The organism is Scytonema sp. UIC 10036 (assembly GCF_009725235.1).
In genome coordinates this window covers 1-21121 of the sequence record NZ_WJFC01000225.1, presented here as the reverse complement: position 1 = coordinate 21121, position 21121 = coordinate 1, and the positions used below count along the sequence as shown (strand labels likewise).

General features: G+C 44.6%; 32 protein-coding genes. 9 read left to right on the top strand and 23 right to left on the bottom strand.

What is annotated here, in order from left to right:
- The 10 genes from F7734_RS52185 to F7734_RS52140 all read right to left on the bottom strand — a co-directional run.
- The coding region (locus tag F7734_RS52185; protein ID WP_155752141.1) for a hypothetical protein at nucleotides 1–230 on the bottom strand (230 nt) is incomplete at its 3' end.
- 51 nt (nucleotides 231–281) lie between these two features.
- Entirely contained in the window at nucleotides 282–983 is a 702-nt protein-coding gene (locus tag F7734_RS52180) for a hypothetical protein (protein WP_155752140.1), read from the bottom strand.
- The gene (locus F7734_RS52175; RefSeq protein ID WP_155752139.1) at nucleotides 937–1185 is read right to left on the bottom strand and encodes a hypothetical protein; all 249 of its coding nucleotides are present in this window, start codon (nucleotides 1183–1185) and stop codon (nucleotides 937–939) included. Before F7734_RS52175 ends, F7734_RS52180 begins: the two co-directional genes overlap by 47 nt.
- Nucleotides 1182–1628 carry a hypothetical protein gene (locus F7734_RS52170; protein ID WP_155752138.1) on the bottom strand — a complete coding sequence of 149 codons (447 nt, stop codon included), beginning with the start codon at nucleotides 1626–1628 and terminating at the stop codon, nucleotides 1182–1184. The genes F7734_RS52175 and F7734_RS52170 overlap by 4 nt, the downstream gene beginning before the upstream one ends.
- Nucleotides 1609–2121 carry a hypothetical protein gene (locus tag F7734_RS52165; protein WP_155752137.1) on the bottom strand — a complete coding sequence of 171 codons (513 nt, stop codon included), beginning with the start codon at nucleotides 2119–2121 and terminating at the stop codon, nucleotides 1609–1611. Before F7734_RS52165 ends, F7734_RS52170 begins: the two co-directional genes overlap by 20 nt.
- Before the next feature lies 1 nt (nucleotide 2122).
- Entirely contained in the window at nucleotides 2123–2368 is a 246-nt protein-coding gene (locus F7734_RS52160; protein ID WP_155752136.1) for a hypothetical protein, read from the bottom strand.
- Nucleotides 2362–2574 (bottom strand): hypothetical protein, encoded by a 213-nt coding sequence (locus tag F7734_RS52155; RefSeq protein WP_155752135.1) that lies wholly within the window; start codon nucleotides 2572–2574, stop codon nucleotides 2362–2364. The genes F7734_RS52160 and F7734_RS52155 overlap by 7 nt, the downstream gene beginning before the upstream one ends.
- Before the next feature lie 138 nt (nucleotides 2575–2712).
- A complete protein-coding gene (locus F7734_RS52150; protein ID WP_155752134.1) occupies nucleotides 2713–4017 on the bottom strand; it encodes a hypothetical protein in 1305 nt (434 codons plus the stop codon).
- 254 nt (nucleotides 4018–4271) lie between these two features.
- Nucleotides 4272–4466, bottom strand: a complete 195-nt coding sequence (locus F7734_RS52145; RefSeq protein WP_155752133.1) for a hypothetical protein — start codon at nucleotides 4464–4466, stop codon at nucleotides 4272–4274.
- Nucleotides 4450–5178, bottom strand: coding sequence for a hypothetical protein (locus F7734_RS52140; RefSeq protein WP_155752132.1), 729 nt, complete (start codon nucleotides 5176–5178; stop codon nucleotides 4450–4452). Before F7734_RS52140 ends, F7734_RS52145 begins: the two co-directional genes overlap by 17 nt.
- 314 nt (nucleotides 5179–5492) lie before the next feature.
- Between F7734_RS52140 and F7734_RS52135 the strand changes: the two genes are divergently transcribed.
- From F7734_RS52135 to F7734_RS52110, 6 genes are all read left to right on the top strand, one after another.
- The gene (locus F7734_RS52135; RefSeq protein ID WP_155752131.1) at nucleotides 5493–5654 is read left to right on the top strand and encodes a hypothetical protein; all 162 of its coding nucleotides are present in this window, start codon (nucleotides 5493–5495) and stop codon (nucleotides 5652–5654) included.
- The gene (locus F7734_RS52130) at nucleotides 5651–5971 is read left to right on the top strand and encodes a hypothetical protein (protein ID WP_155752130.1); all 321 of its coding nucleotides are present in this window, start codon (nucleotides 5651–5653) and stop codon (nucleotides 5969–5971) included. Before F7734_RS52135 ends, F7734_RS52130 begins: the two co-directional genes overlap by 4 nt.
- A gap of 315 nt (nucleotides 5972–6286) precedes the next feature.
- The gene (locus F7734_RS52125; RefSeq protein ID WP_155752129.1) at nucleotides 6287–9625 is read left to right on the top strand and encodes a hypothetical protein; all 3339 of its coding nucleotides are present in this window, start codon (nucleotides 6287–6289) and stop codon (nucleotides 9623–9625) included.
- Between the two features lie 67 nt (nucleotides 9626–9692).
- Nucleotides 9693–9926 (top strand): hypothetical protein, encoded by a 234-nt coding sequence (locus tag F7734_RS52120; RefSeq protein ID WP_155752128.1) that lies wholly within the window; start codon nucleotides 9693–9695, stop codon nucleotides 9924–9926.
- Nucleotides 9907–10125: a hypothetical protein gene (locus F7734_RS52115; protein ID WP_155752127.1), complete on the top strand. Its 219-nt coding sequence runs from the start codon at nucleotides 9907–9909 to the stop codon at nucleotides 10123–10125. Before F7734_RS52120 ends, F7734_RS52115 begins: the two co-directional genes overlap by 20 nt.
- Before the next feature lie 151 nt (nucleotides 10126–10276).
- Nucleotides 10277–10651 (top strand): hypothetical protein, encoded by a 375-nt coding sequence (locus F7734_RS52110; protein ID WP_155752126.1) that lies wholly within the window; start codon nucleotides 10277–10279, stop codon nucleotides 10649–10651.
- 35 nt (nucleotides 10652–10686) lie between these two features.
- On the opposite strand, the gene F7734_RS52105 is transcribed toward F7734_RS52110, so the two are convergent.
- Entirely contained in the window at nucleotides 10687–10836 is a 150-nt protein-coding gene (locus tag F7734_RS52105; RefSeq protein ID WP_155752125.1) for a CopG family transcriptional regulator, read from the bottom strand.
- Nucleotides 10837–11129: 293 nt separating this feature from the next.
- The gene (locus tag F7734_RS52100) at nucleotides 11130–11744 is read right to left on the bottom strand and encodes a helix-turn-helix domain-containing protein (RefSeq protein ID WP_155752124.1); all 615 of its coding nucleotides are present in this window, start codon (nucleotides 11742–11744) and stop codon (nucleotides 11130–11132) included.
- A gap of 192 nt (nucleotides 11745–11936) precedes the next feature.
- Between F7734_RS52100 and F7734_RS52095 the strand changes: the two genes are divergently transcribed.
- Complete coding sequence (locus F7734_RS52095; protein ID WP_155752123.1) at nucleotides 11937–12497, top strand: hypothetical protein; 561 nt, start codon at nucleotides 11937–11939, stop codon at nucleotides 12495–12497.
- Between the two features lie 221 nt (nucleotides 12498–12718).
- On the opposite strand, the gene F7734_RS52090 is transcribed toward F7734_RS52095, so the two are convergent.
- The 7 genes from F7734_RS52090 to F7734_RS52060 all read right to left on the bottom strand — a co-directional run bounded on the left by F7734_RS52090 (nucleotide 12719) and on the right by F7734_RS52060 (nucleotide 18508).
- Nucleotides 12719–13000 (bottom strand): pentapeptide repeat-containing protein, encoded by a 282-nt coding sequence (locus tag F7734_RS52090; protein WP_155752122.1) that lies wholly within the window; start codon nucleotides 12998–13000, stop codon nucleotides 12719–12721.
- Nucleotides 12997–13977 carry a pentapeptide repeat-containing protein gene (locus F7734_RS52085; RefSeq protein WP_279239867.1) on the bottom strand — a complete coding sequence of 327 codons (981 nt, stop codon included), beginning with the start codon at nucleotides 13975–13977 and terminating at the stop codon, nucleotides 12997–12999. The genes F7734_RS52090 and F7734_RS52085 overlap by 4 nt, the downstream gene beginning before the upstream one ends.
- Nucleotides 13978–14059: 82 nt before the next feature.
- Entirely contained in the window at nucleotides 14060–15037 is a 978-nt protein-coding gene (locus F7734_RS52080; protein ID WP_155752121.1) for a tyrosine-type recombinase/integrase, read from the bottom strand.
- 303 nt (nucleotides 15038–15340) lie between these two features.
- Complete coding sequence (locus F7734_RS52075) at nucleotides 15341–15925, bottom strand: GIY-YIG nuclease family protein (RefSeq protein WP_155752120.1); 585 nt, start codon at nucleotides 15923–15925, stop codon at nucleotides 15341–15343.
- Nucleotides 15926–15952: 27 nt separating this feature from the next.
- Nucleotides 15953–16507 carry a hypothetical protein gene (locus F7734_RS52070; RefSeq protein ID WP_155752119.1) on the bottom strand — a complete coding sequence of 185 codons (555 nt, stop codon included), beginning with the start codon at nucleotides 16505–16507 and terminating at the stop codon, nucleotides 15953–15955.
- Between the two features lie 79 nt (nucleotides 16508–16586).
- Nucleotides 16587–17771, bottom strand: a complete 1185-nt coding sequence (locus F7734_RS52065) for a hypothetical protein (protein WP_155752118.1) — start codon at nucleotides 17769–17771, stop codon at nucleotides 16587–16589.
- Nucleotides 17772–17878: 107 nt separating this feature from the next.
- On the bottom strand, nucleotides 17879–18508 hold the full coding sequence (locus F7734_RS52060) for a hypothetical protein (RefSeq protein WP_155752117.1): 630 nt from the start codon (nucleotides 18506–18508) through the stop codon (nucleotides 17879–17881).
- Nucleotides 18509–18711: 203 nt separating this feature from the next.
- On the opposite strand from F7734_RS52060, the gene F7734_RS52055 reads away from it, so the two are divergent.
- Nucleotides 18712–19119 carry a hypothetical protein gene (locus F7734_RS52055; protein WP_155752116.1) on the top strand — a complete coding sequence of 136 codons (408 nt, stop codon included), beginning with the start codon at nucleotides 18712–18714 and terminating at the stop codon, nucleotides 19117–19119.
- A gap of 38 nt (nucleotides 19120–19157) precedes the next feature.
- Entirely contained in the window at nucleotides 19158–19415 is a 258-nt protein-coding gene (locus F7734_RS52050; protein WP_155752115.1) for a hypothetical protein, read from the top strand.
- Between the two features lie 209 nt (nucleotides 19416–19624).
- Here the strand turns inward: F7734_RS52050 and F7734_RS52045 are convergent, their stop codons facing one another.
- The 4 genes from F7734_RS52045 to F7734_RS52030 all read right to left on the bottom strand — a co-directional run.
- Entirely contained in the window at nucleotides 19625–19789 is a 165-nt protein-coding gene (locus F7734_RS52045) for a hypothetical protein (RefSeq protein ID WP_155752114.1), read from the bottom strand.
- A gap of 111 nt (nucleotides 19790–19900) precedes the next feature.
- The gene (locus F7734_RS52040) at nucleotides 19901–20110 is read right to left on the bottom strand and encodes a hypothetical protein (protein WP_155752113.1); all 210 of its coding nucleotides are present in this window, start codon (nucleotides 20108–20110) and stop codon (nucleotides 19901–19903) included.
- Nucleotides 20107–20355 (bottom strand): hypothetical protein, encoded by a 249-nt coding sequence (locus F7734_RS52035; RefSeq protein ID WP_155752112.1) that lies wholly within the window; start codon nucleotides 20353–20355, stop codon nucleotides 20107–20109. Before F7734_RS52035 ends, F7734_RS52040 begins: the two co-directional genes overlap by 4 nt.
- A 7-nt stretch (nucleotides 20356–20362) precedes the next feature.
- A partial coding sequence (locus tag F7734_RS52030) for a hypothetical protein (protein ID WP_207714416.1) occupies nucleotides 20363–21121 on the bottom strand: 759 nt, incomplete at its 5' end.

Here is a 21121-nt window from a genome sequence, read left to right as displayed (position 1 = left end):
ATGGCTGCAAATCGGAAGAATGTTGCTCGCGGTTTTCCGTCAAAGCTAAGGACTGTGTAAATAATAGCTACCACGTAAGCGATCGCTAGCACCACTTCTAGCTGTCGAAAGTACACGGCAGCTAGTGCAAGTCCCAGACTAACAGAGAAAAATGTACCAGCTTCACCCAAGTTTTTTATGTGCCTCAGCGCGTCCGCTTTAGGTGTCGGAATATCATCTTCTATACTCATACAATGCTCCATTGATTAGGTAGCCCCTAGTACGAGCTAGGGGCTTGTTTATTAGCTATTGGTAGATCCCAAGTGAGAAGTTTTTAAGTCGTGCTTCATCTGCTGGAGATTGTTTTTTCTCTCAGCTAGAATCTGTTGCCGTTCTTGTTTTAGGGAATTCGCGTGTTGAGCGGTAGACACCCCTAACCGCGCTTGCTGGTTCAGTCCTGAGAGAATGGCATTAGATCGCGCATCTTGTACGGATTCAAAGGCATTGTAGGCAGCATCAATGATTTGCCGTTGTTGGTTAACCCGCTTCTCAAGGTTTTGAGCCTTACGCAAATATCGGTAGTAGGCAACGTAAGCCTTGGCGGCAGCTTGGTCAATCTTGGTTTTGGCTTTAGCTGCCTGAACAACTATTTCTGCTTGGAACTCAGCTGCCGATACTTGGAAGGCAAGAAACTTCATGATGCATGGAGCTAGTTCCTTCATGCACATTAGTTTTTCATCCAGTTGCGCTGCTAGCTTCTTAGCTTCCATCACCTGCTCTTTGGTGAGTTTGGAAAGGTCTGTCAAATCTACGCCTAATCCCTGACCAATCTCTGCAACCATTGGGCGCATCCCTTCAGGAATCACTCCTTGGAGCGCTCCAGCAAATGAATCAGTATTCACTTTGAATGCTCCAGCTTTTGAAGTTGGTACAATTGCAGTAGTCACAGCGTAGGCGCTAGTAGCTTTGGTAGTCTTGTTGGTTTTGTCGCTCTTGAATTCCATAATTCTCTCTCTGTGTAATGTTTGAGACGATACGATAGGTCACGAAAAAGATTAAGAAGGTGCATAGGATGAGGATTAGGAATCCCCATGCCTCTAGAAGTCCGCTAGGTGTAGACTCCTCAAGTCGCTCCGTCTTGCTGGTGGTGGTCGTGCCATCAGCAGTGGTATCAGTAGTCTCAGTGCGAATAACAACACGTTTCATGGTTTACCAAAGTAATGTTCTAAACTGTCATCGATCCATTCTTGATTGCGGACAAACTCTAAATTGGATAAGCCATACTGAGCAATTAATTCGTCCTCTTCTGTGAGCCATACAAAATCATCTTCTTCATCCTCAACATCAGCCAATGCTGGGACATCGCTGAACAATTCACTCAGCCCTTTTTCCTTAACAAAGGTTTTCACAACTTCATCTTCCTCATCCCATCCCAAGAGAGAGCTTTCATTCCATGCCGAAGCAATCTTTTGGTTTAATTCTTCATGCAAGGATTCCCAATGTTCGGCATTCAGAGGCTCATTCCATTTAAGAAGTTGAAATTTTGTACTAACAATTTCTTCCAAATTCAGAGGATGTTCTTGTAATAGAAAATCGTATTGCAACTGAGCGCTAAAGCCTGTTGAACCATCAGGTTTTTGGTAAACCATGTTGCTTTACTCCGGTTAAAATGCTGTGTACTTGGTCGATGATTTCTTGCTGTGCAGGCGATCGCCCACTTGAACTGTTATCTACTTTCACCAGTATGTATGCAGCTGTCTTGGCAAGTTCTGCTGATATCCCGTGCTGCATTAACTCATCAGTCATTGTCTCCGTAGCGGTTTTTAGCCGTGCGTTGCCATGCGTGCATTGATTTACAAGAGCAATTTGGAGTGATTCAGCATTCTGCACTGTGATGCCTTGCAGAATCTCTAGACATTCTTCTATAAGTGGATCTTCAACAAACAAGTGTTGAAGTGAATCTACCAATGCATCGTTAATGCTGTACTCACCTCCCATCATTTCTCTACCTAACACAAAGTAGGTGAGGATGGTACGAAGTTGTAGTTTTTGTGTCCGGTCTAACAGTTCTAATTGACCTCCAAACTTTTGACAGAGTCGGTCTAACTGTTCACCACTGGCGTAGTACTGTAATGGTTCCATCTTAAAGACCTCTAAATGCCTCAAGGTTGGTCAATTGAATGTCTTGGCGTTGTTCCCAGACATCGCGACGTGTTTGCTCTTGACTCAGGGATAGGGTCACGCGGCGGTTAGGGTTTTTTGCCGCAAACCTCCAAAACACATAGCGTTTAGACCTTGCTTCATCCACACTGTATGAGTAATGCCACTGACCTGGTTTACCTGAGATGATATACAGCTTGGATTTGGTTAATTCTGTGCAATCTAACATCCAAAAATCTCCTCAAGTGTTGGTATAATTATGGGTTCAGCCAAGTAGTAAGCTGCTTGCAAGACAGCTTTTGTCGCGTCCTCAAGCGTTGGTTCTTCAGCCTCTCTAGCAGAATTGCAAAGGTGCTGCCATTGCGGGTATTGACTTAACTCTTCAAGCGATCGCAATACCTCAAAGAGTTTTTCTTGAAATTGTGTGTTAGCCATAGTCATCCCACTCCCCGTTCAAGAAACTTTTCCCGAACGGCGTTTTCTAAAGTTTTTCGTAGCCAATATGCTGGGGTTACTCCGTCTTGATCGGCAATTTGTCTGATTAGTGGCGTAAGCTCAACGGGAACGTTATAACTAAGCCGCTTGCTGCTCTTGCTGCTGGTTGTCACCAATGCTGCCTCCTATATCTTCTATGTGTTGTTGTTCTGGTAAATAAAGCTTTCTCATTTCGACTAGCGAAACTATTTCCGGTCGTTCTGGAACAAGCAAGTTATTTTTTGGAATACCTGCCTTAACCAAAAAATCCTTTACGATTTCTCTTACTGGTGGAATTGCAAAACCACCACCACACAAGACCACCGGATGTTTACGAGCCTGGATGCCTAAGGATTCAAGGGCAAATGTCAGAGGGCTATCTTTGACCCAGTTCTTGATAGCAATCTCAAGAGCGTTACCTACATCTCTCCCATCTGGAGCAACAGCCCGCACCTTACCATCCTCCATAATTGCCGTAGAAAGAATTTCTCTCAACTGCGAAGGTTTAATGACTTTAGCTGAATCACTATTAGCGATCGCTTCAGCAAACTCTCGGATTAATGTAGCAACTCCACCACCACCATTGGGTTTGTGTGCGACTCGCTTGGGCAATCGTCCGAGATTGTTGTATTCACTAACGCAAGCTGTACCGAAACCAACGTCAAAAGTAAACAGTGTCGGGCGTGTAGTCCTGTTTTCACCTTGCCCATAAAGGCTTGCTCCATACCCCTCTGGATAGTTAAGAGCATCTTTAGAGAATGTGAGCGAGTACTTTATCCCGTCTACCCGCATCCACTTACACTTCTTGATTGCTTCTTTTAGCTGTAGTGGATTAGCAAGGCTCAAGGTAATCAGTTTAATTGTGAGCGAGCGGTTTTTCTCATTGGTTCCGGTACTGAGGTCGTAGAGATTTGGTAAGGAGGCGATCGCACCAAGGGCAAGTATCGGAAAATACTTTACCTTGTTGTCTTCTCCATCGCTCATGGAGATATATTCTTTACCTTGGAGCTTGGCAGAAGCACCTACTACCCAATGTTCTACTAAGTCTTTTTGCTTGCTCTCAACCTCTACTTTTTCACGGCTCATGGAGAAAGCTCCTTGCTCGCCAAAAGGAGGGGTGTCTACCTCACAAATGGTTGATTCCAAGACAAGGGTTGAGGTTACTTCACCATCAACAATGACCAATACTTTGATTTGCGATCGTCCACCATCCAGAATCATGATGAATTCTTTCTTAGGGACGGTAACACGCGGTTTCTTGGTTTTTGGCTCCTTAGATGGCTTCTTGGATGGTTCAGAGGCAGTTACATCGCTTTCAATGTCTGAGATGCTCTCTTCAACCAGTTCTGATGTTTCTTCTATCTCTTGAGCATCAACTTCTGACGCAATTTTCTTTCTTGGCATAAGTTCACCTGTAAAATATGTGGTTACTGTCACATACTATTACTTAAGTACGTGTGTGATATTTACTGCTTTTATAGCCAGTTGGCTGAAACCTGTTACTTAAATTGGTTTTTAGCTGTTGCATCCCCTGTTGCACTGTTGCGCCTGTTGCAACAAGCCTCAACAAGCTACTACAGATCGACAACTGCAACTCGCAACAAAATAAATAAGGAGTGCATAGGCTGCTAAAACCATTACTAGGCACTTTTGCCACCCTATTTTTTGGGTGTGACAGTGTCCACGTTTTTAGCCAATCTATGTTGTATTGCTTCCTTGACCAGTGTCTCAGTCAAATTGGATCGCGTTCGATTTTCCTGGTTAGCCCACTGTTGCAAGAGGTCTGCAACTTCTCGGTCACAAACAAACTGTACTCTAGGTCGATACTTGTCACGGTCAGTTGTTGTAGCCATTAAATTCGATCTCCTCTTTATACAAAATGTTTAATCTTGCACAATGTTCTTGTGCGATGGAACGGTAAATTTCGATATCTTCCCCAAATAGAAGTAGGACAGGTTTTTTGTTTGGGTAGTAAAGGGAATATACAAGAACTTGTCCGATCCCATGCTTCCAGTCAGACGCAGTTTTAACCTCAATAACGTACTCTTTAGTGAGTACGTCTACTCTTCCAGCGTTATTAGCTACCTCTCTAACGCCTTTTAATACTGCCGCTAGTCGAATAGATACTTCTTGCTCTGCCAATGTTTTAGGCGTACTAGGTAAACATACTTGTTTGGAAGCGTCTTCTGGAAAGAACTTCCTTTGAGGAACAAGGATAGGCGGAGGCAAGGGCTTTCTTTCGGTAACGAGGACAGGCGGAGGTAATTGCTTTTTAGCTTCTATCTCATAGCTTTTGCATCTATCTCTATAAAGTTGAGTGACCCGATACCAGTCGTCAGGCTTGTCAGCATTAAAACAGATACCAGGAAACAAACTCTTTACCTCTCTAACTGTTGCTTCTCTGTAAGTAGTCTCAAACCACGTATGTTTAGCACGAGACAGTAAAAAAAGATATTTTTGTTTCTGCTCTCTTGCTTTTCGTTTTGTCTCTGCTACTTTTAGCTTCCACTCCTTTTCGTCATAACCTTTGTCTAACCAATAGGGCTTGACTTGAATTAACCCCATATTTTTAACTCTCGCCTCCGTTAGTGTCTTCCGTCCGGTTCCCAGCCTTCACGCCAGTAGCGATCTTAGGGTTTTGGCTTTGTCTATTTATTCAGTTATTCAGATCCCCCAAGCATCCGATAGCCGTGCAGACATGGCACGAGCACACAGTGTATGCCGTGGGTTGAAATCTTTGTGTGGTGGGCGTTTTAGTTGTCTTTTCCCTCCACACTTGCTATCCTAGTTTATGAGTTCAACAGTTGTCAACTAAGTTAAACAGTTTTTTTAGAGAGAGGCAACAGTTTATCCTAGTAGCAGAGTGTTGAATTGTTTAAATGTCTGAAGATAAGGTTAAATCAGAAAGAGTGATGTTTACGTGTACACCAGAAACGAAAGAAATTTTAAAAAAATGGGCTTCTTCTGAAGGACGTACCATCAGCAACCTTGTAGAGAGAATTGTTCTGGACGCAATCACTAGCCATGAGGGGAACAAATGACCAACGGTAACCAACCAGAGGACATCAACGCACGGCTAAACGATATAGACGATCGCTTAGACCAATTGGGTGACGAACTAGACCTCATCCGCACAATTCAAAACGGTATGAGACGAGAAGTTCGTACCACCAGTCAAACGACAGCGCGGTTAGAGCGCACCGTTAACAGACTTGCTGACATTGCTCGTGACCATCAGGTAGCTTTGCGAATTTTGGAACGCAATACTGAGCGCGATCGGCAAGAATTCCGAACCGAAATTCGGCGGATTTGGGAATATTTGCGCGATCGCAATGGTGGCAGCAGTCCACCGAGCTAGAGCTAGTAACTGCAAAAATAATCTCTTGTGCTCACCACTGGTAATTGCAGTGGAGGGCAATGACCGTTATGGAAAAGTTTCTGCAACGGTGCCTAAAAAAACACAATAAATCTCTCTTTGCAAAGTATTGCGGTCTTGAACCGCTCGCTGTATCGTGATATTACGCCTATACTAGGCTTTGCTTCATCAAGTGAAATTTCAAAATTCGCAGGAGATGTAAAGTAAAAGTCAACTTAGGCATAGAAAACAAAAAACGGGGTACCCTGTTGTCGCAGAAAACCCCGAAAACAGTTGTTTAAAATTCATAAAACAATCATGACACATCAAAACACGATCCTCAACGGGCAAACCTCCACTTTTTCTAATTTCAATAATCTCGAACTTCAAATAGAGACATTTGATATTCGGAATTTCATAGACCGCCTGCAACCTACGAAGGAAAAGAATAGGTACATATGCCCGGTATGTGGCGGTAATAACCTGACAATATCAGCCGATCCAAATAAAGTACCAGCTCCATACCAGTGCTGGAATAAATGCGATTGTTCGGATATTAGAGAAGCGATCGCACCATGGGAAGAAAAGGTAGGACGCACAGGCGATCGCCCCAAAAAGGCAACTCCGAAACCCAAAGAGAAAATTCCCAATCCATTACCAATACCTTTTAATGCAAAGCTGGTGTTGTTGCCCCAGCCTGCCACAGACACACCACAACCTCAGAAACCGGGCTACATCCCAAGACCTGTTGAGGCGAAAGCAGGGAAAAACATTGGAACGATTATGGAGACGGTTTACCAATACTCCGAAACTCAATCAGTGCTACGGTTTGACTGGGAAGATAAGACGAAGGATAAAGGACGCAACAAATCCTTTGTACAAACTCATGTAGATGACAACGGAAGGGTGATTAGGACAAAGGGAGACGCTCCTTGGTACGGCTACAAGCAGAATGAGGTTACAGACGCGGCTGAAGAAACCATCGGCACTCCAGCTATTTTATGGGTAGAAGGGGAGAAGAATGTAGAGATTGCCCGGTCAGTAGGCATTGCTGCAATTTCAGCCCAAGGAAGCAACTGGAGAGAGTCGGATTTACGGGTCATCTTGGATCGGCTCAAAGAAGACCTGGGACAACCCGTACAAATTTTCTTGACTGATAATGATAGCAATGGTACAGGGGATAAAAAGGGTGAAATATTTGCTCTAGCGTGCCGAAAAGCAGGATTACCCTTCTTAGTTGTTCCTGCTAAAACAATCTGTGAGAGTATACCAGATAAAGGAGACATCGAACAGATTTTAGAAAATATGAGCGGGGAAGAATTAGTAGAATTACTCAGGCAGCAAATAGAAGAAGCAATTATATCACAGATAGAGTCAGATGAAAAGAACTTTCAGGAGACCGCCGAAGAAAACGAAGAGACTCCGGACAGCTTAAATCCCGATACCCACTTCAACCAACAAGCACTTAACTTTTTATATGGTGGCAAGCCTTGGATATCGGCAGACGACAAACTTTATTGCTGGGATGGAAACTACTATAGATACAGTCCAGATTCGGTGGAACGCCCCAGGATAGCAAGTTACTGCAATTCTTACTGCGTTTTCGTTGGACAGGGAGAGCGGCGGCAAGCAACCTATCCCTTTGCCACACCAAGCGCGGTAGAGCAAGTTCTAAGATGGGTCAAAATGAGATTTGAAATTGACCCGAACAAGTTAAATCCACCAGGAATCAACTGCATTAATGGAGTTGTGGGTGTTAAGTGGGAAGGCAACAAGCCAATTCGATTTATTGAAGAACACGATCCCAGCAAACATTACTTCACCTACGAACCTTTGATTAAATATGACCCAGAAGCCGATACAACCGACTGCGATCGGTTGCTGCAATGCTTGGACAAACCACAACAAGAAGTTCTATTGCGAAACCTGGCAGCTTCAATTGACTTGCCAGAGGTGAGGAAGCGCCGTGGGCGAGAAGTGCGGGTGTTGTTAGCTTGCGGCTTGGGGTCAAACGGTAAAGACGCTCTACGCCAAACGATGTCAACGATTTTTGGGCATAGCGGCATGACCAGCGTATCTTTGGCAGATTTTGCTCACTATGATGATGGTCGCAAATTTGCGCTAGCACCTTTGTTATACAGTCGAATGAATTGGGCGAGCGAAAACCCCCAAACCGCTAGACTTGACAGAATTCAATCTCTTAAGTTATTTGCTACTGGCAATGTGTTGCACAGCGAACGCAAGGGGAAAGACCACATTGAATTTATCCCAAAAGCTCCTGGGATTTTCAATTTAAACGAAACGCCATCCCTACATGGTGTACTTCAAGCCATCCAGGATAGAATTGCTGTCATCGAATTCCGAAAAACTTTTAAAAACAACCCTGACCCTAACGATCCAAACGAGCTACAAGCCGATCCACGCTTCGCCTACGATGATGAATTTGTCCGCATCAATGTTGCACCTGCTTTTCTTAACAAGATGTTTGATGCACTGGAGGCGCTTATAGCTGAGGGTATTGATTATGAATGTACAACAGAAGCCTTCCGCTCCATGCAGAAAGAAAATAACCATTTAATCCAGTTCTGCGAGGACATCGGCTTAGAATATGCCCCAGACAAAATTATGACCGCTATGGACATTTGGAATCATCTGGAACAGTGGTACATAAGCAACGGAACACTCACCCTTGAGGAAGATGGTAAAAAGCGGATGTGGGCAGAGCAAGCCAAGCCCAGCGACAAAAATGTTAAAGCAGTCAACCAAGTAATTCCGCGATTCAAACAACTATTCCCCAAAGCAAAGTTGATAACCGTTCCACATCCCAGTGGTAAGAGGGTGCTACAAGCTTTGCAAGGGATAAGCATAATTACTCAAGGTACACCCATACCAGTTGAAACAGACTCCCACACCACTTCCACACCAGTTCCACACCAATCGCCACACCAATTAAGCCTTATAAATCAAGAGTTCCACACCACCCACACCAGTTTGAGCAACATTGGTGTGGAAGAGAAAAACAAAATTTCTACTTCATCCATTGAAGAAAAAAATGCTGTAGACCCCAAAGTAGAGCAAAACTCACCTGAACTGGTGTGGGTGGTGTGCGATGCTGATTCTACAAGCGTTTCAGAGTTTGAAACTGGTGTGGGAACTGGTGTGGAAGTGGTGTGCGAGAATACCCCCTCTCAATTTGATGCTTCCACCAATGCAGAAAATGTTCGCGAGCTATTAATGTCGCAGGAAGAAAACATAGGCGCAATGCTAGCGAAATTATTATCAGGTTGGACGGAAGAACAAAAAACCTTAGTTAAGCAATATTTGAGCCAAGACGAGATCGAATCAGTGCGAACAGTTGTACGCGAGGCGGTCGCAAATCTAAAGACCATTAACAGTGGTGACAACTCCAAAAAAGGCGAGCGCCCGCAAGAAACTGAGCCACAAATCCAAGTAGGTGACAGCGTGACAATATCAGTGCCTTACCACGTTCGTAATGGACAATCAGGGGTGGTTGAGTTTTTCAACGAGATAGGTGAAGCAATTATCTATTGGATTAATGACGGCGACAACCAAAAACATCAAGCTCATCGTTCGTATCCAGTCAGCGATTTAACATTGGTAAAAAATTTATCAGATAGCGACACTGCTACCACGTAAATTCGACTTTCTTATACAGTCTGTACCCTAGACAAAAGTCGCATTGTATGATATAGGAGCAAAAGTAATGGAAGAATGCGTGTATGAAGAAGCCGTTTTTGTGGCACCTACCGAAGAAGAGATCGCTCTCTTCGAGAAGTTGTATCCATTAGCAAATCGCGCTCACAAAAATCAGGCGCAACTAATTTCTGTGTACGACCTTGGTGCAGCCTCAAGGTACTTGGACTTGATGTGCTCTGGACAATACAAAAGCCGCAAAGCAATTTTCCCCATGAAACGCAATGAAAAGTTTTCAGCTTAATCTTACTCTTGAGGAGCGATCGCAACTGAAAAAATTGATAAGCGATCGCCAATTAACAGAAGCATTGGATCTTTTGCGGGCGGCGGCTCGTAGAGATTTTCTCTATCGCCGTCACCGTGTCACTGAAGAAGAACTGGTTGCCTATCTTGCAATTTGGCAGAGGCTATTGGATCTGCCCGTTAAGGAAACTTTTCCATAACGGATGTGGCGCTGGTCCGGTCGGTAGAATAGTTGTGTAGTTAAAAAAACGGAATGCCGCCTTTGCCGCCGAGGTTGATACATTTTTGAGTCGGATGCATTTAAAAAAAAGCTAAGTTTTACTAAGGTGACACTGAGAATGGTTCAAGCCTATGCCAGCAAAAATCCCAGATGAAACGATCGCAAAAATCCTAGCTGAAACTGATTACTACAGCGATGAGGATACGGCGGCACGTTGGGGAATTTCGCGGCAAAGTATTCATAGGTACCGAAAACGAGCTTCTACCGATTTAGAATTGTTACGTATTGTTACAGAAAAGCGAAAAATATTGAGCGAGCAATGGGCGACAAATGCGATCGCTAACCTGAATGCAGCGCTTATAGAGTTGAAGAGAAGATATACAAGGGCAAGGACAAGAGATGACGCTGAATGTATCCAGGCGATCGCGGCTTCTTTGAAAGTTGTAGGAGAGTTGAAGATAGCGAGCGATACCTTAAACGATGGCTCAGAGGAAGAGTCGCCATGAACCGTTATGGAAAAGTTTCCGTAACGGTGGTTGAATCAATCCAACTGCATGGGCAATTTTCTAATGAGTTCCCGAATCACATCTGTTGCTGGTCTGCCAGTCTCTTGACAATACTTTTCAAGCTTCTCAGATTCACAATAAGCCAAATTCAAGGTAATTCGCTTGACTGCCCATCGCTTATTCATAACCGCAAATTGCTACACATAGTTGCTGGTTATAACACTACATGAGCAACAAGTGGTATAGCATTTAATGGTTATTAACAGGATAAGCGCTCGCTCACCAAACCGGGCATCCTCAAAAACTAAAACGCCTCCAGGGCGTGATTTCTGGAGGCGTTTTAGTTGAGTTATAGAGATTCATTTAGTTATTGTCTGTATATACGCATAGTTTAACGGTGAATTCAAATTACGGAGTGAAGAACGCATGAATATATCTGGAGTTTCATCAAAAGAGTATTAAGATGGGGTGGCGAGTTTCAAAACAGCTTGTCTACAAACTCTTGCAGGTCAGATCGCTTGATTCTCCAACTTCGACCAATAACCTTGGCTTTTAGCTTCCCTTCGTTAATCGCATCTCTCAAGACTTGGCGAGGTAACCCGGTTAGCTCTTGAGCTTCCGCAATGGTTAGCAGTAACTTCTCGGATACGCGGACACGAGTATCTTCCCCAGTTCTAGCCAGCAACGTTTCGATGACTGCTGACAGGCGTTCGATAACTGACGGACTCTCGCCAAATTCCGCAATCTCGCCAGATTGGTAAACGACTGTATCTTGCTGGTCGTGTTCAATTGTCGTGATTTGGCGAACTTCATCTGATGGATCTTCGTCAAAACTCGCCCCTTCCTCATCCTGGTAAAATGCTGTATCTTTCTGCCCGTGTTTTCCTGTCGTGTTTTGGCGAGCTTCTACAGCAGGTTTGTGCTTTGGCTGGTAGAGTTCTTCTTTAAATGCTTTCAGTTCCGTTTCATCAAAGTTGGCTGTTGGTCGGGTCTTACCTTTCTCGTAACGGACGCTAATTTTCCCCTGCTGGACGTAACGCTCTAGCGCTCGGACACTGACCCCAAGGAATTCTGCTGCTTCCTGCTTGTTCATAAAAACTCGCCAAACTCCGCAAGCTCCTACTATCTCCTGTTTGGCGGGATTTGGCAATATGGACAGGCGATCGCCGTGGTGTGCTAGTTTATCACCCTAGCAATATTTTTTTTCTAGGGTTGGGGCTTTAATGGATTTAGGTTAATTTAGAACAGTTCAGTATAACTTTAGACGCTGGGTGAGGCTTGATTGATGCATGATCCACTGATGAGAAATATTATGGTAACTCAGGAGAAAATAATTAGGAAGCTTAACGAAAACTCGCAATACATTGATGAAGATAGACAGAAAAAAATAGTCAGCTTTTTAAAGGATATACAGACGCGTGCTTATGACAAAACTAGGTCATATACAAATCTAGTCATTGCTGCGGGTTACGCAGGCTTCTTTGCTTTTTGGAGGTCTGTAAAGGATGATTTACCCAAAATAACAATGCTAAGTTCTGGACTATTGATCACAATTTCACTCTGCATCTTTATTAGTTCTGAAGTATACAACATGATTAGCGATGCATTGTATCAGCGAAAAATAAATCGAATGTTGAGAGCGAATAACTCTGCAAATATAATCAATGACATTCAGAATTTTGAGCAGGAACATGAAGAAAAAAGTTACTGCATATGGTTTTGGTTGCTACTACCAACTATCATTACAGCCATCTCTGGGGCAATTCTCTTGATAGGGAGCTTTGTTATAGGACTCTGGAATGAAATCAAGGTACTATTCCCAGAAGTAAAGCTTTTCATTCGTTAGAGAAACGTTTCCATATCGGATTGGCACATTGTTAAGCACGCACGCCGGATGTTTTCGTGCTACAAGGCGAACGAAAAATAAGCACGCTCGCGATGTAGTGTCAGGCTACAACTGGCACAGTGCTTAACGTTTGTTTACAGGGTGGGCGATCGCTCAGGGTGATGAGTTTCACGGCGATACGGCTCAAGCTGGCACTCTAAGCTAATTGCTACTCTCTTGATCTACTTAGCTGGTTCTGGCGGTAACCCCAGCTTGGCGCGAAATTCCTCAGTATACTTTGCTTGCTTCCAATTGTTGGCAGATTTGACTTGCTTAGGAGTTAGGTCTTTGGCATTGCTGAGGTTGGCACCTCTGAGGTTGGCACCACTGAGGTCGGATGAGTGCATCAATGGAGCAATCAAGAGCGCATATGAGTGCCGTAGTTTGACGGATAGGCGCACGTGAGGGTCGCACGGTAGGTTGACGCTGAACATCTGCATAGAGGTTGCACGATAGTCGCTCATGTTGGCACGCTGAGTGCACACTGAGGTCGGATCAGAGAATCAGAGCTACTTTCGTAGTCTAGCAGTTTGTTTGTATGTAATAGAGTATTTGGAAATTGTACGTTCAAGTTTGGCATCTCTGAGGTTGGCATCTCTGAGGTTGGCATCTCTGAGGTTGGCATCTCTGAGGTTGCACCATTAAGGTCGGCACTGCTAAGGTCGGCACTGCTAAGGTCGGCACTGCTAAGGTCGGCACGGATGAGTTTGGCACGGATGAGCTTGGCATGGATGAGGTTGGCATGGATGAGGTTGGCATGGATGAGGTTGGCATTACTGAGGTTGGCTTCTTGCAGTTGGGCATTCTGCAAATTAATATTATTTAAATTTTCTTTTTCAGCTGTCAAGCCTCGTAAAGAAACCTTGTCCCTATTTAAAGTTTCAAGAGCATTGATTTTCGTATTTTGAAGAGGCTTGCCAAGTATGATATGAGTAATTTGTAATGCTTGATAAAGTTCTTGTCTTTTTCGTTGTGGCGATTCCCAAAGCCATTTCCCTACAGCGAGCGCACCAGTTATTAAAACACCTTTCTCTATAATTGTTAAAAAACTATTCTTTAATAGTTCATCTCTTTTGTTAGGTGCAACTTCTTTAAAAAACCAAGAAGCCCAGGCTAATATTGACCAGTTTGGTTTTGGGTATTCAGGAAGAAATTCTGTCTTATTTTTACGATAGCTTTGAAAAAGTAAGCGGTAGTCATTTACAGTCTTCTTGGACTTTGCTGCCTCCTCTTGTAATATATACTCACGAAGGAGCGGATCGTTTTCTTTACCGACTCTCTCAAGTCCTGGGCGTAACTTTTTCAATCCTTCAGGTTCTTGCTTTCCTAAAGTTTTATTGTCGCTATATGAAAACCTTATACAAGCCACTGTATATGCTGTAACTAGTACCAAAGCTGATGCAATGAATATGATTTTCTTCTTTCCCATTTTTTCAATCATCCCCCTTAAAACGGCAAGTGCAAAGATGAACCATTATTAGGCTTAGCGTGTAGGTAGCGCGGGCGTGATAGTTACCGCGCTACTAACCGGGTAGATCCAAGCCAGAGGATTGATGCGGGCGGGCGTGGGCGTATTTGCCCGTAGTAGATAAGCTTTCATGCCCAAGCGTTGCTTGTACCAACTGCGGTGCTGTCCCTCTGTCTAGGGCATGGGTAGCGTGAGCATGGCGCAACCAGTGAGGACTGATATCTTTCTTAATACTGGCGATCGCAATATCCTTAACCAACTGATTAATTTGTCTTGCTGACAGAGGTGTGCCACCTTTGCGGCTAGGAAACACCGCGTCATTATCGCCAGCGTTGCCACGATATTTAACAAGGGAAGCGTACAGATCGGGCTTGATGACCACAAACCGGGTCTTGTCTCCTTTGCCAAATAGAGTTACCTGTCCTCTGCCGTCGCGGTTGGGTTGAATGTCACACCATCTTAAATTTGCGATTTCCCCAACACGAGCACCAGTCAGGTAAAGCAGTCGTAGCACTAGCCGCTCGCGCTCGTTGGTAGTAAGGGCAATCATCGTCATCACCTCAAGTTCGGTCAGGTAACGTTCGGCAACCGTATTTTTTGGCTTGGGTAGCTTGACCGGGACAGCAGCGTTATATTTCAGGTAGCCAACCTCACAGCCAAACCGCAACAATGACTTGACTGAGGCAAGCTTTCTTTTGACAGCTGCTGGGGATAGGTTGCCAGTGGGTAGGGCTTTAACTCCGGGGCGAGGTTCGGGCGATCGCACTTCCAGGTAGTCTTGAAATGCTTGCACGTCGTTGAGCGTGACCGTTCGCAGGTCAACATCATTTAACCGTGCTTGGGCTGTTGGTTGTCCAGAGAGGAACGCCACAAACTCACGGATGTCTCGCTCATAGCTTTTTTGAGATTTTGGGGACTTGCCATGCAGCCAGAGAGCAACAAGCTGGGCAGTGCCGGAAACGTCAGCCATTCGTTGTACTGGTACATCCACACTAGTAGTTGTGGATGTCTTAGAGACAATTTCTGTTAGCATTTTGGTAGGTAAATAACAGTAAGAGGGGTCGTGATTGGTAGTCCACCCCTCTTATTAATGAAGTCGAATTGCTGAAAACGGTTGTTCCCTGCTATTCAATTCACCCATTCTCCCCCAAAATGTGACCACACTTGGCGTACAGCGTGCCTAGTGTGGCGTACTACATAGAGAAGTGTAACCGGGTTGGTGGCAGTGCATTTGTATTAGTCAGAGAATGTTTATTCCCGGATTCTTCCTGGATGCAAAATTATAGAAAAAGCCCCCACTTTTTCAGCAGGGGCATAGAAAAACAGCATTTAAGTTCTAGGTGTAAAAATATCGGTCAGCGCTCCAATACTCACAATTTTCCTTAGAAGGATCGTGGTATGCGTAAATGCGTTCGCCCTCGACAAGGATTTGGTATTGAGTCTCTGAGCGCCACGCTTTTAGTAAATCTCTCCAAAACCTTTCCATTGGATCTATCAATTCAGGAGAGTCAAACATAATGCCAAGCTGTCTGAGCGGGTGTATACCTGCACCTAAGCCACAAGCTAGATGAGGTAGGGAACAATGCTGACCCTGTAAAACATCCCACTGGACAGCTTCATTTAATCTAGGCTGCAAAATTAACCCCCAATGCTTTTCCCTTGCTTTTGTGTCTTCAGGACGGCAAAGTTCTAAAACTTCTAGACTACCTGTAGCTGATTCAAGAAAAGCTTTGGTCAAAGTTTTGTTGTAATGCCTGTTGCTTTTTAGTTTGGACAAGTGCTTTGTGACTCTGTTCTTAATATTACGAGACTCTCCAACATAAGCCAGTTGTCCTAGCGTAATTGAGTACACACCTGATTCTTCAGGCATTTTGGTGAGTTGTTTTCGTAGTTCAGTTAATAGTGATGCGTTTTGCGTCATGGCTGTGTGTTTGGAATGAAGTTCTCTTTAAAACGGCATCTCGTTCGCGCTCTTGACATTGGCTAAGGCTGCCTTAGCAATCTCCCTGAAATTAGCTGATTCATCATAAGACACCTTGATGTACTCAGACCCGCACCAAACACGACAGAACAGAACGCTGTCATCATCTCCCGGCGCTGGTTGTATGGTGATGGGCTGTAGTAGTTGTTGTGGGGTCATGAGTGCCACTGCCACTAACAATCCCTTGCTGAAGTGGGTGTCATGTCCGCTCTCTAAGATATAGACCCTATCAGCCGCAATTTGGGCTACAAGCTTGTGGCAGGGCTTGCCGCGTCTCTCTGTCTGCTCAAACTTCAACTCTTTGAGGTATCCGGTCAAGGCAGTTGCGGTAATGGGTTTGGGGTTCCGGTCAGCGTCCAGGCTGTACCAGAGATGTCCGTGCTGTCTGTTGCAATAGATTTTGCAGGTTCCCGCGTCGTTGTGGAGTCCTAATCTGGGCTTGTCCAGTGCGGATAGGAGGCGCTTGAGTAGTTCTTCCTGTCTGGTCAATGCTGCTAGCAGTTGTGCTGTGTCGTTGGACATTGGTTATTAGTTATTAGCTATTAGTGGTTAGTTGTCACTGGGAAGAGGTTTCCCAGTGGTGTACTACATAATTAGTACATTAAGCAGCTGCTTGTCCCAGCAACTCTTCGACCTTCCTTGCTACAGTTCTAGGCAACCATTCAAGGTCAGTGCGATCGCCCGAATCACTGCAATACTTAACAATCAGCGTGGGCAGGTTCTCTAGAAACTTGACCTTGGTCTTGTTGTTCGCTGCGATCGCAAACTCCTTCAAAATTTCAGCCTTTGTCGCAGGCGCAAAGCCTTGCAGTACACCCCGGATTTGCCCCCAAGTGCGGAAGCCGTAAAGGTCTCGCGCTGTTTCCTGGATTTTGGAGTAGGAGACATCGCTGCTGGCAGTGGTGGTTAAATTTGGACTGTTCAACAAAGCTCTAACTTTCTCTGCTATGGCAGCAGGCAATACCTCCAAATCCTTCTCGAAAGCTCTCCCCTTGAAGTTGATGTAAACCGCAATCGTACCGGGTAATGTTCGCTCAAGTTCTGGCTTCTGCTTGATTGTCTCTACCAGGGCTTCTGGATGAGCCAAGACAATATCTCGCATCTCTTCCCAGAGTTTGCACTTTAGAATTTCTTCCACGGGTGTAGGCTCTTGGTGCTTCCCAAGATATTTGAGACTTGTTACATGGTAGTTGACTGACCCGCCAGGAACGTTAACAGTGACCATCTCTTTATCATGCATGATGCACTTGTACGTCACGTGACCTATCTTGCCACTGGGACACTCTACCAAATCACCTACCTCAATACTCGCAGGAATTGATAATTGCACTGGCTCTGGTGGGAGAATGCTTGCCCGTGCTTCTTCCTCAGTGATTTCCGGTTCCTCATCTTCATCTACTCCCCAATCCTCTGGCGGCTCTACCAAGTTCACCCATCCTGAAACCTGCTGTGCCTCAAGCTTCTGTTCTAGTTCGCGGATCGCGGTTAACTGCTGGTCTCGCTCAGATGCAACATCGTTATATGCTTTCTCCAGTCGCTCAATCCGTAGATCGCGGTTTTTGATTTTCGCCTTGAACTCTTCTCTCTCTTCCTGCCATCCACTGTTGGATAGTCCCAGAGATGCTTCTACCTCATCTACTACAGCCAATTCGGCTGCTACTGATTTTAGGCGTGCGATCGCGCCCAATGCTTGCTCTAATTCAGCTTCCAAACTGCGGTATTGGTCTAACTGCTGGGTTAACTGAGCAATTTGGGCTTCGATGGATTGAACTTTTTGTGCGAACATTGTGATACCTCTAAATTAGTGTAGTTTTGGGGTTGGGCGCTGCAAGCCTCCTACAGCTGTGCAGCGCCTCCGTTATGGAAAAGTTTCTGGAACGGTGGCAATCGCCCTTATGCAGCAGTCTTGCGTTGCATCACATACGTTCCAAGCCTCACTTTGAGGTCTTTGACAGTCCCATCAGTGGACATTCCAAGTGCCTGTAGGTGCTGTATGAGTTCAGCTTTTTTCATGCTTGGCACCATAGAAACGGTGGGCAAGGCGACCGCTATTGCACCTCCTTTGTTTGAAGTAGGATCGGCATCATCAACAGTTGCAGCAATCGCTGATGTAGGGTCAACGGTTTTTGAAGGAGCCACAGGAGAAACGCTATCCGTATCAACCACGGCTACTGCGTCTACTGTAACGGTCTCAGGCTCACTTTCTGGAGGAGTAGGAGGGGTAGGAGGCGCAGGGGGAGTAGGATCGGTGTCATCACTAGGAGCGATCTGACCAGCGACTGTGCTATCAAAGAATCCATTAATCAAGGTCTGGTAAGCTGGGAGTTCATCAGGGCAATGCTGCTTGATTTCAGCGATCGCCTCCTGTACAAGCAATGCGGCAGACTCCATTTTGGACTCAATTCCGCCAAGGGTCTGTAGATAACTTTGAATTTCTCTTTGGCGTGCTTGAAGGGCTTGAATTTCAGCTTCGATATTTGCGTAGAGAGCTTGTTGTGCGGAGATAGCTTGAGTTAACAACATGATTGAATTCCTTAATTAATGAAGTAGTGGGCTTGAAGCGCTCGCCCTTGTGTTCTATACAAACTATAGCGCAATGCTATACAAATGCTATATTTTTTCTATCACAGTTTGCTATACATAGGAGAAGATTAAATCAGAGAAACTTATATACATTTTGCTATACAAATGATAGACTCTATACAGATATAGCAAAGAGTATAGCAATGAGTAAATTAGCGACTTTTAGGCTTGAAGAAGACATTTGGGATGCGTTCTTGGCTGCAACCAAAGAGGAAGGGGTTAGCGCTTCCTCTGCCTTATTGGAATTTGTTAAATGGTACGTGGCAGGAAACCGCCTAGCAAAGGGTGAGGCGTTATACACGGGTATTGCCCCCGATTCAAAGGTGATAAACAACCTCAAGGACAAACTTAGAGAGGACATATACGAAAAGCTAGAGGTGCTACTCCGCATACAACAGGGTCCTCTATGCAGACGTATAAAAGAGGAGCTAGAGGAGAATCTATACAAAAGTATAGAGGAGAAGCTAGACGAACGACTTGACGTGCTAGAATCTACTCTATACAAACGTATAGAAAAGTTGGAAGAGCGCTTGGGGGAGTTAGCCGCCTGAGAGGCAATTCCCAACCTCAAGGGCTTGGTAAGGGGGAATTGGAGGCACTGCGAGATCGCATACTCAAAGATTGGCGCGTAGCAAAACGAGCAGAATCTAGAGAGCGTATAGCAGAGGCGCTAGACAAGTTAATTGCTGAAATTTCTACACCTGCGTCTACACTTGCTACTACACCCGACATAGAGCAATTAACTGAGTGGGTACAGTTTGCACAAGAGAGCATGGAGCATGGGCGCTATGAAGATGCTAAGAGAGATTTGAACCAAGTGCTACGGATTGTCAAAGGCGAACAGTAAGCACAAAATGAAACAGTTACTCTCCCAATTTTTCAGATTTTTGAGAGAGTAACTTCCGTTATAGAAAAGTTTCCATAACGGCACGCTGTACATAAACGCTGCTGCATAGTTCGCTGTTCACCTTGCGCCAACGGTGTTGTCCACGAAAAAACCCCAGTATCGCACTGGGGTTAGTTATTGGGGTTAGTAGTTAGCGATCGCTGGACTACTTACTTCCCGCAACACCAATTTACAAAATCAGTAAAAAGATTTTGGTCACTACTATCATTACTATCATTGTTATTATCGTCACGATCGTCATCAGCCATTGAGGACAATTTATTCACAATAGAATTAAATTTGTCATCAAAAGCTTGCCCGTGTTGTGAAGTCATTTTTTCCTCCAAATTTCAAAACATTTACTTCAAACTAGGTTAGTCAATAGCCCCTCAAGAGATTTGCTCAACTAACAAGAATTCCCTAAAAGATGAGCAAATTATTAATAGTTAAACTGTAAAAATTTCTAACAGTTTTTCTAACCTTTCTTGGCAGGGATTGGAGAAGAATTCCGCTACAAAACTGTCTTGTTCCTGCGCTAATTCCTCCAGTTCGTCATCAATGATGTTTCTCACTTCGCTATAACTAAGTCCTGTGTTTGTTCCGTAGGTGTAGTCATCATTCTGCCCCGTGAACACTTTGCCTCGGTATGCGTTCATATCCTTACCTCCTCTTGGTTTGTTGACGAAGCGCGATACTGTTTGTATTGCTTGCAAGCCCATTCAAAGCTGTAGCCAAGTGTGTCCGCTACAGCTTCCCAGTCATCAAGTTTCATTGCTTGCAAGATGTTTTCGTCAACTGTTTCTGCCCACTTCTTGAAAGCAACGTTTGCCCAAGTACCGTTAATTTCTGAGATTTGCCACCACACCGAAAATGGAAGCTGTTTGATATTAATGTCCATCATTTGCTTTCTATTGATTCAACAATCTAAATTCTTTTTTCTCCTCATCCAACCATTCGGCTAGTCCATCAACACACAACTCATCAACCCACTTCCTTATTTGTTCAGAGGGGATTTTTTTGCCGTTAAAAGACTTTTGAGCTAAATCTCTAACTGTTGCTTGCCGAATCTCCTTGGATTGCAACCAGCCTAAAAACCCCGTGTAGGTATCTGAAAACTTAGCCCCTTCAAGCGCTTTCTGCTCTGATTCCTCCTCATCCTCTACCGATTCCTCAATATAAGGTTTGGGTGGATTGAGCATTTTTGAAATATCACTTTGAGCGTCCAGTTCAATAGACCATCGAGCGACTTCCGTATTTTGCTGAATTTGGATATCTTCAAGTTCAAATTCGGACTTGCGAATCCTATGATTGGTTTTTTCTAATCGCTCATATTCTGGGACTAGGGCTTGAGCGAAACCCCAGACCATAGCACTTCCCAGGAAAAGAAGTCCAGCGCCAAGGGCTTTCATCTCGTGTCTACCGTAGGCTAGAGCTGTTACTTCATACCCCTGTGGGATAATTTCATCCATGCGGATGTAGGTGGATTCGGTGTAGGTCTGTCCGAAGAACTCGCTAGTTTTTTCCACTCGCCGCCAAGTGTTCATATTCTCCGGTGCTGCCAGGACAATACCAACAACCGCCAATGACGCACCTACACCCAATCCCCAATGTTTAGTAGCCCATAAAAACTTTTGGTTCATTGTTGCCCCCTTGGAGAAAGCATCAAT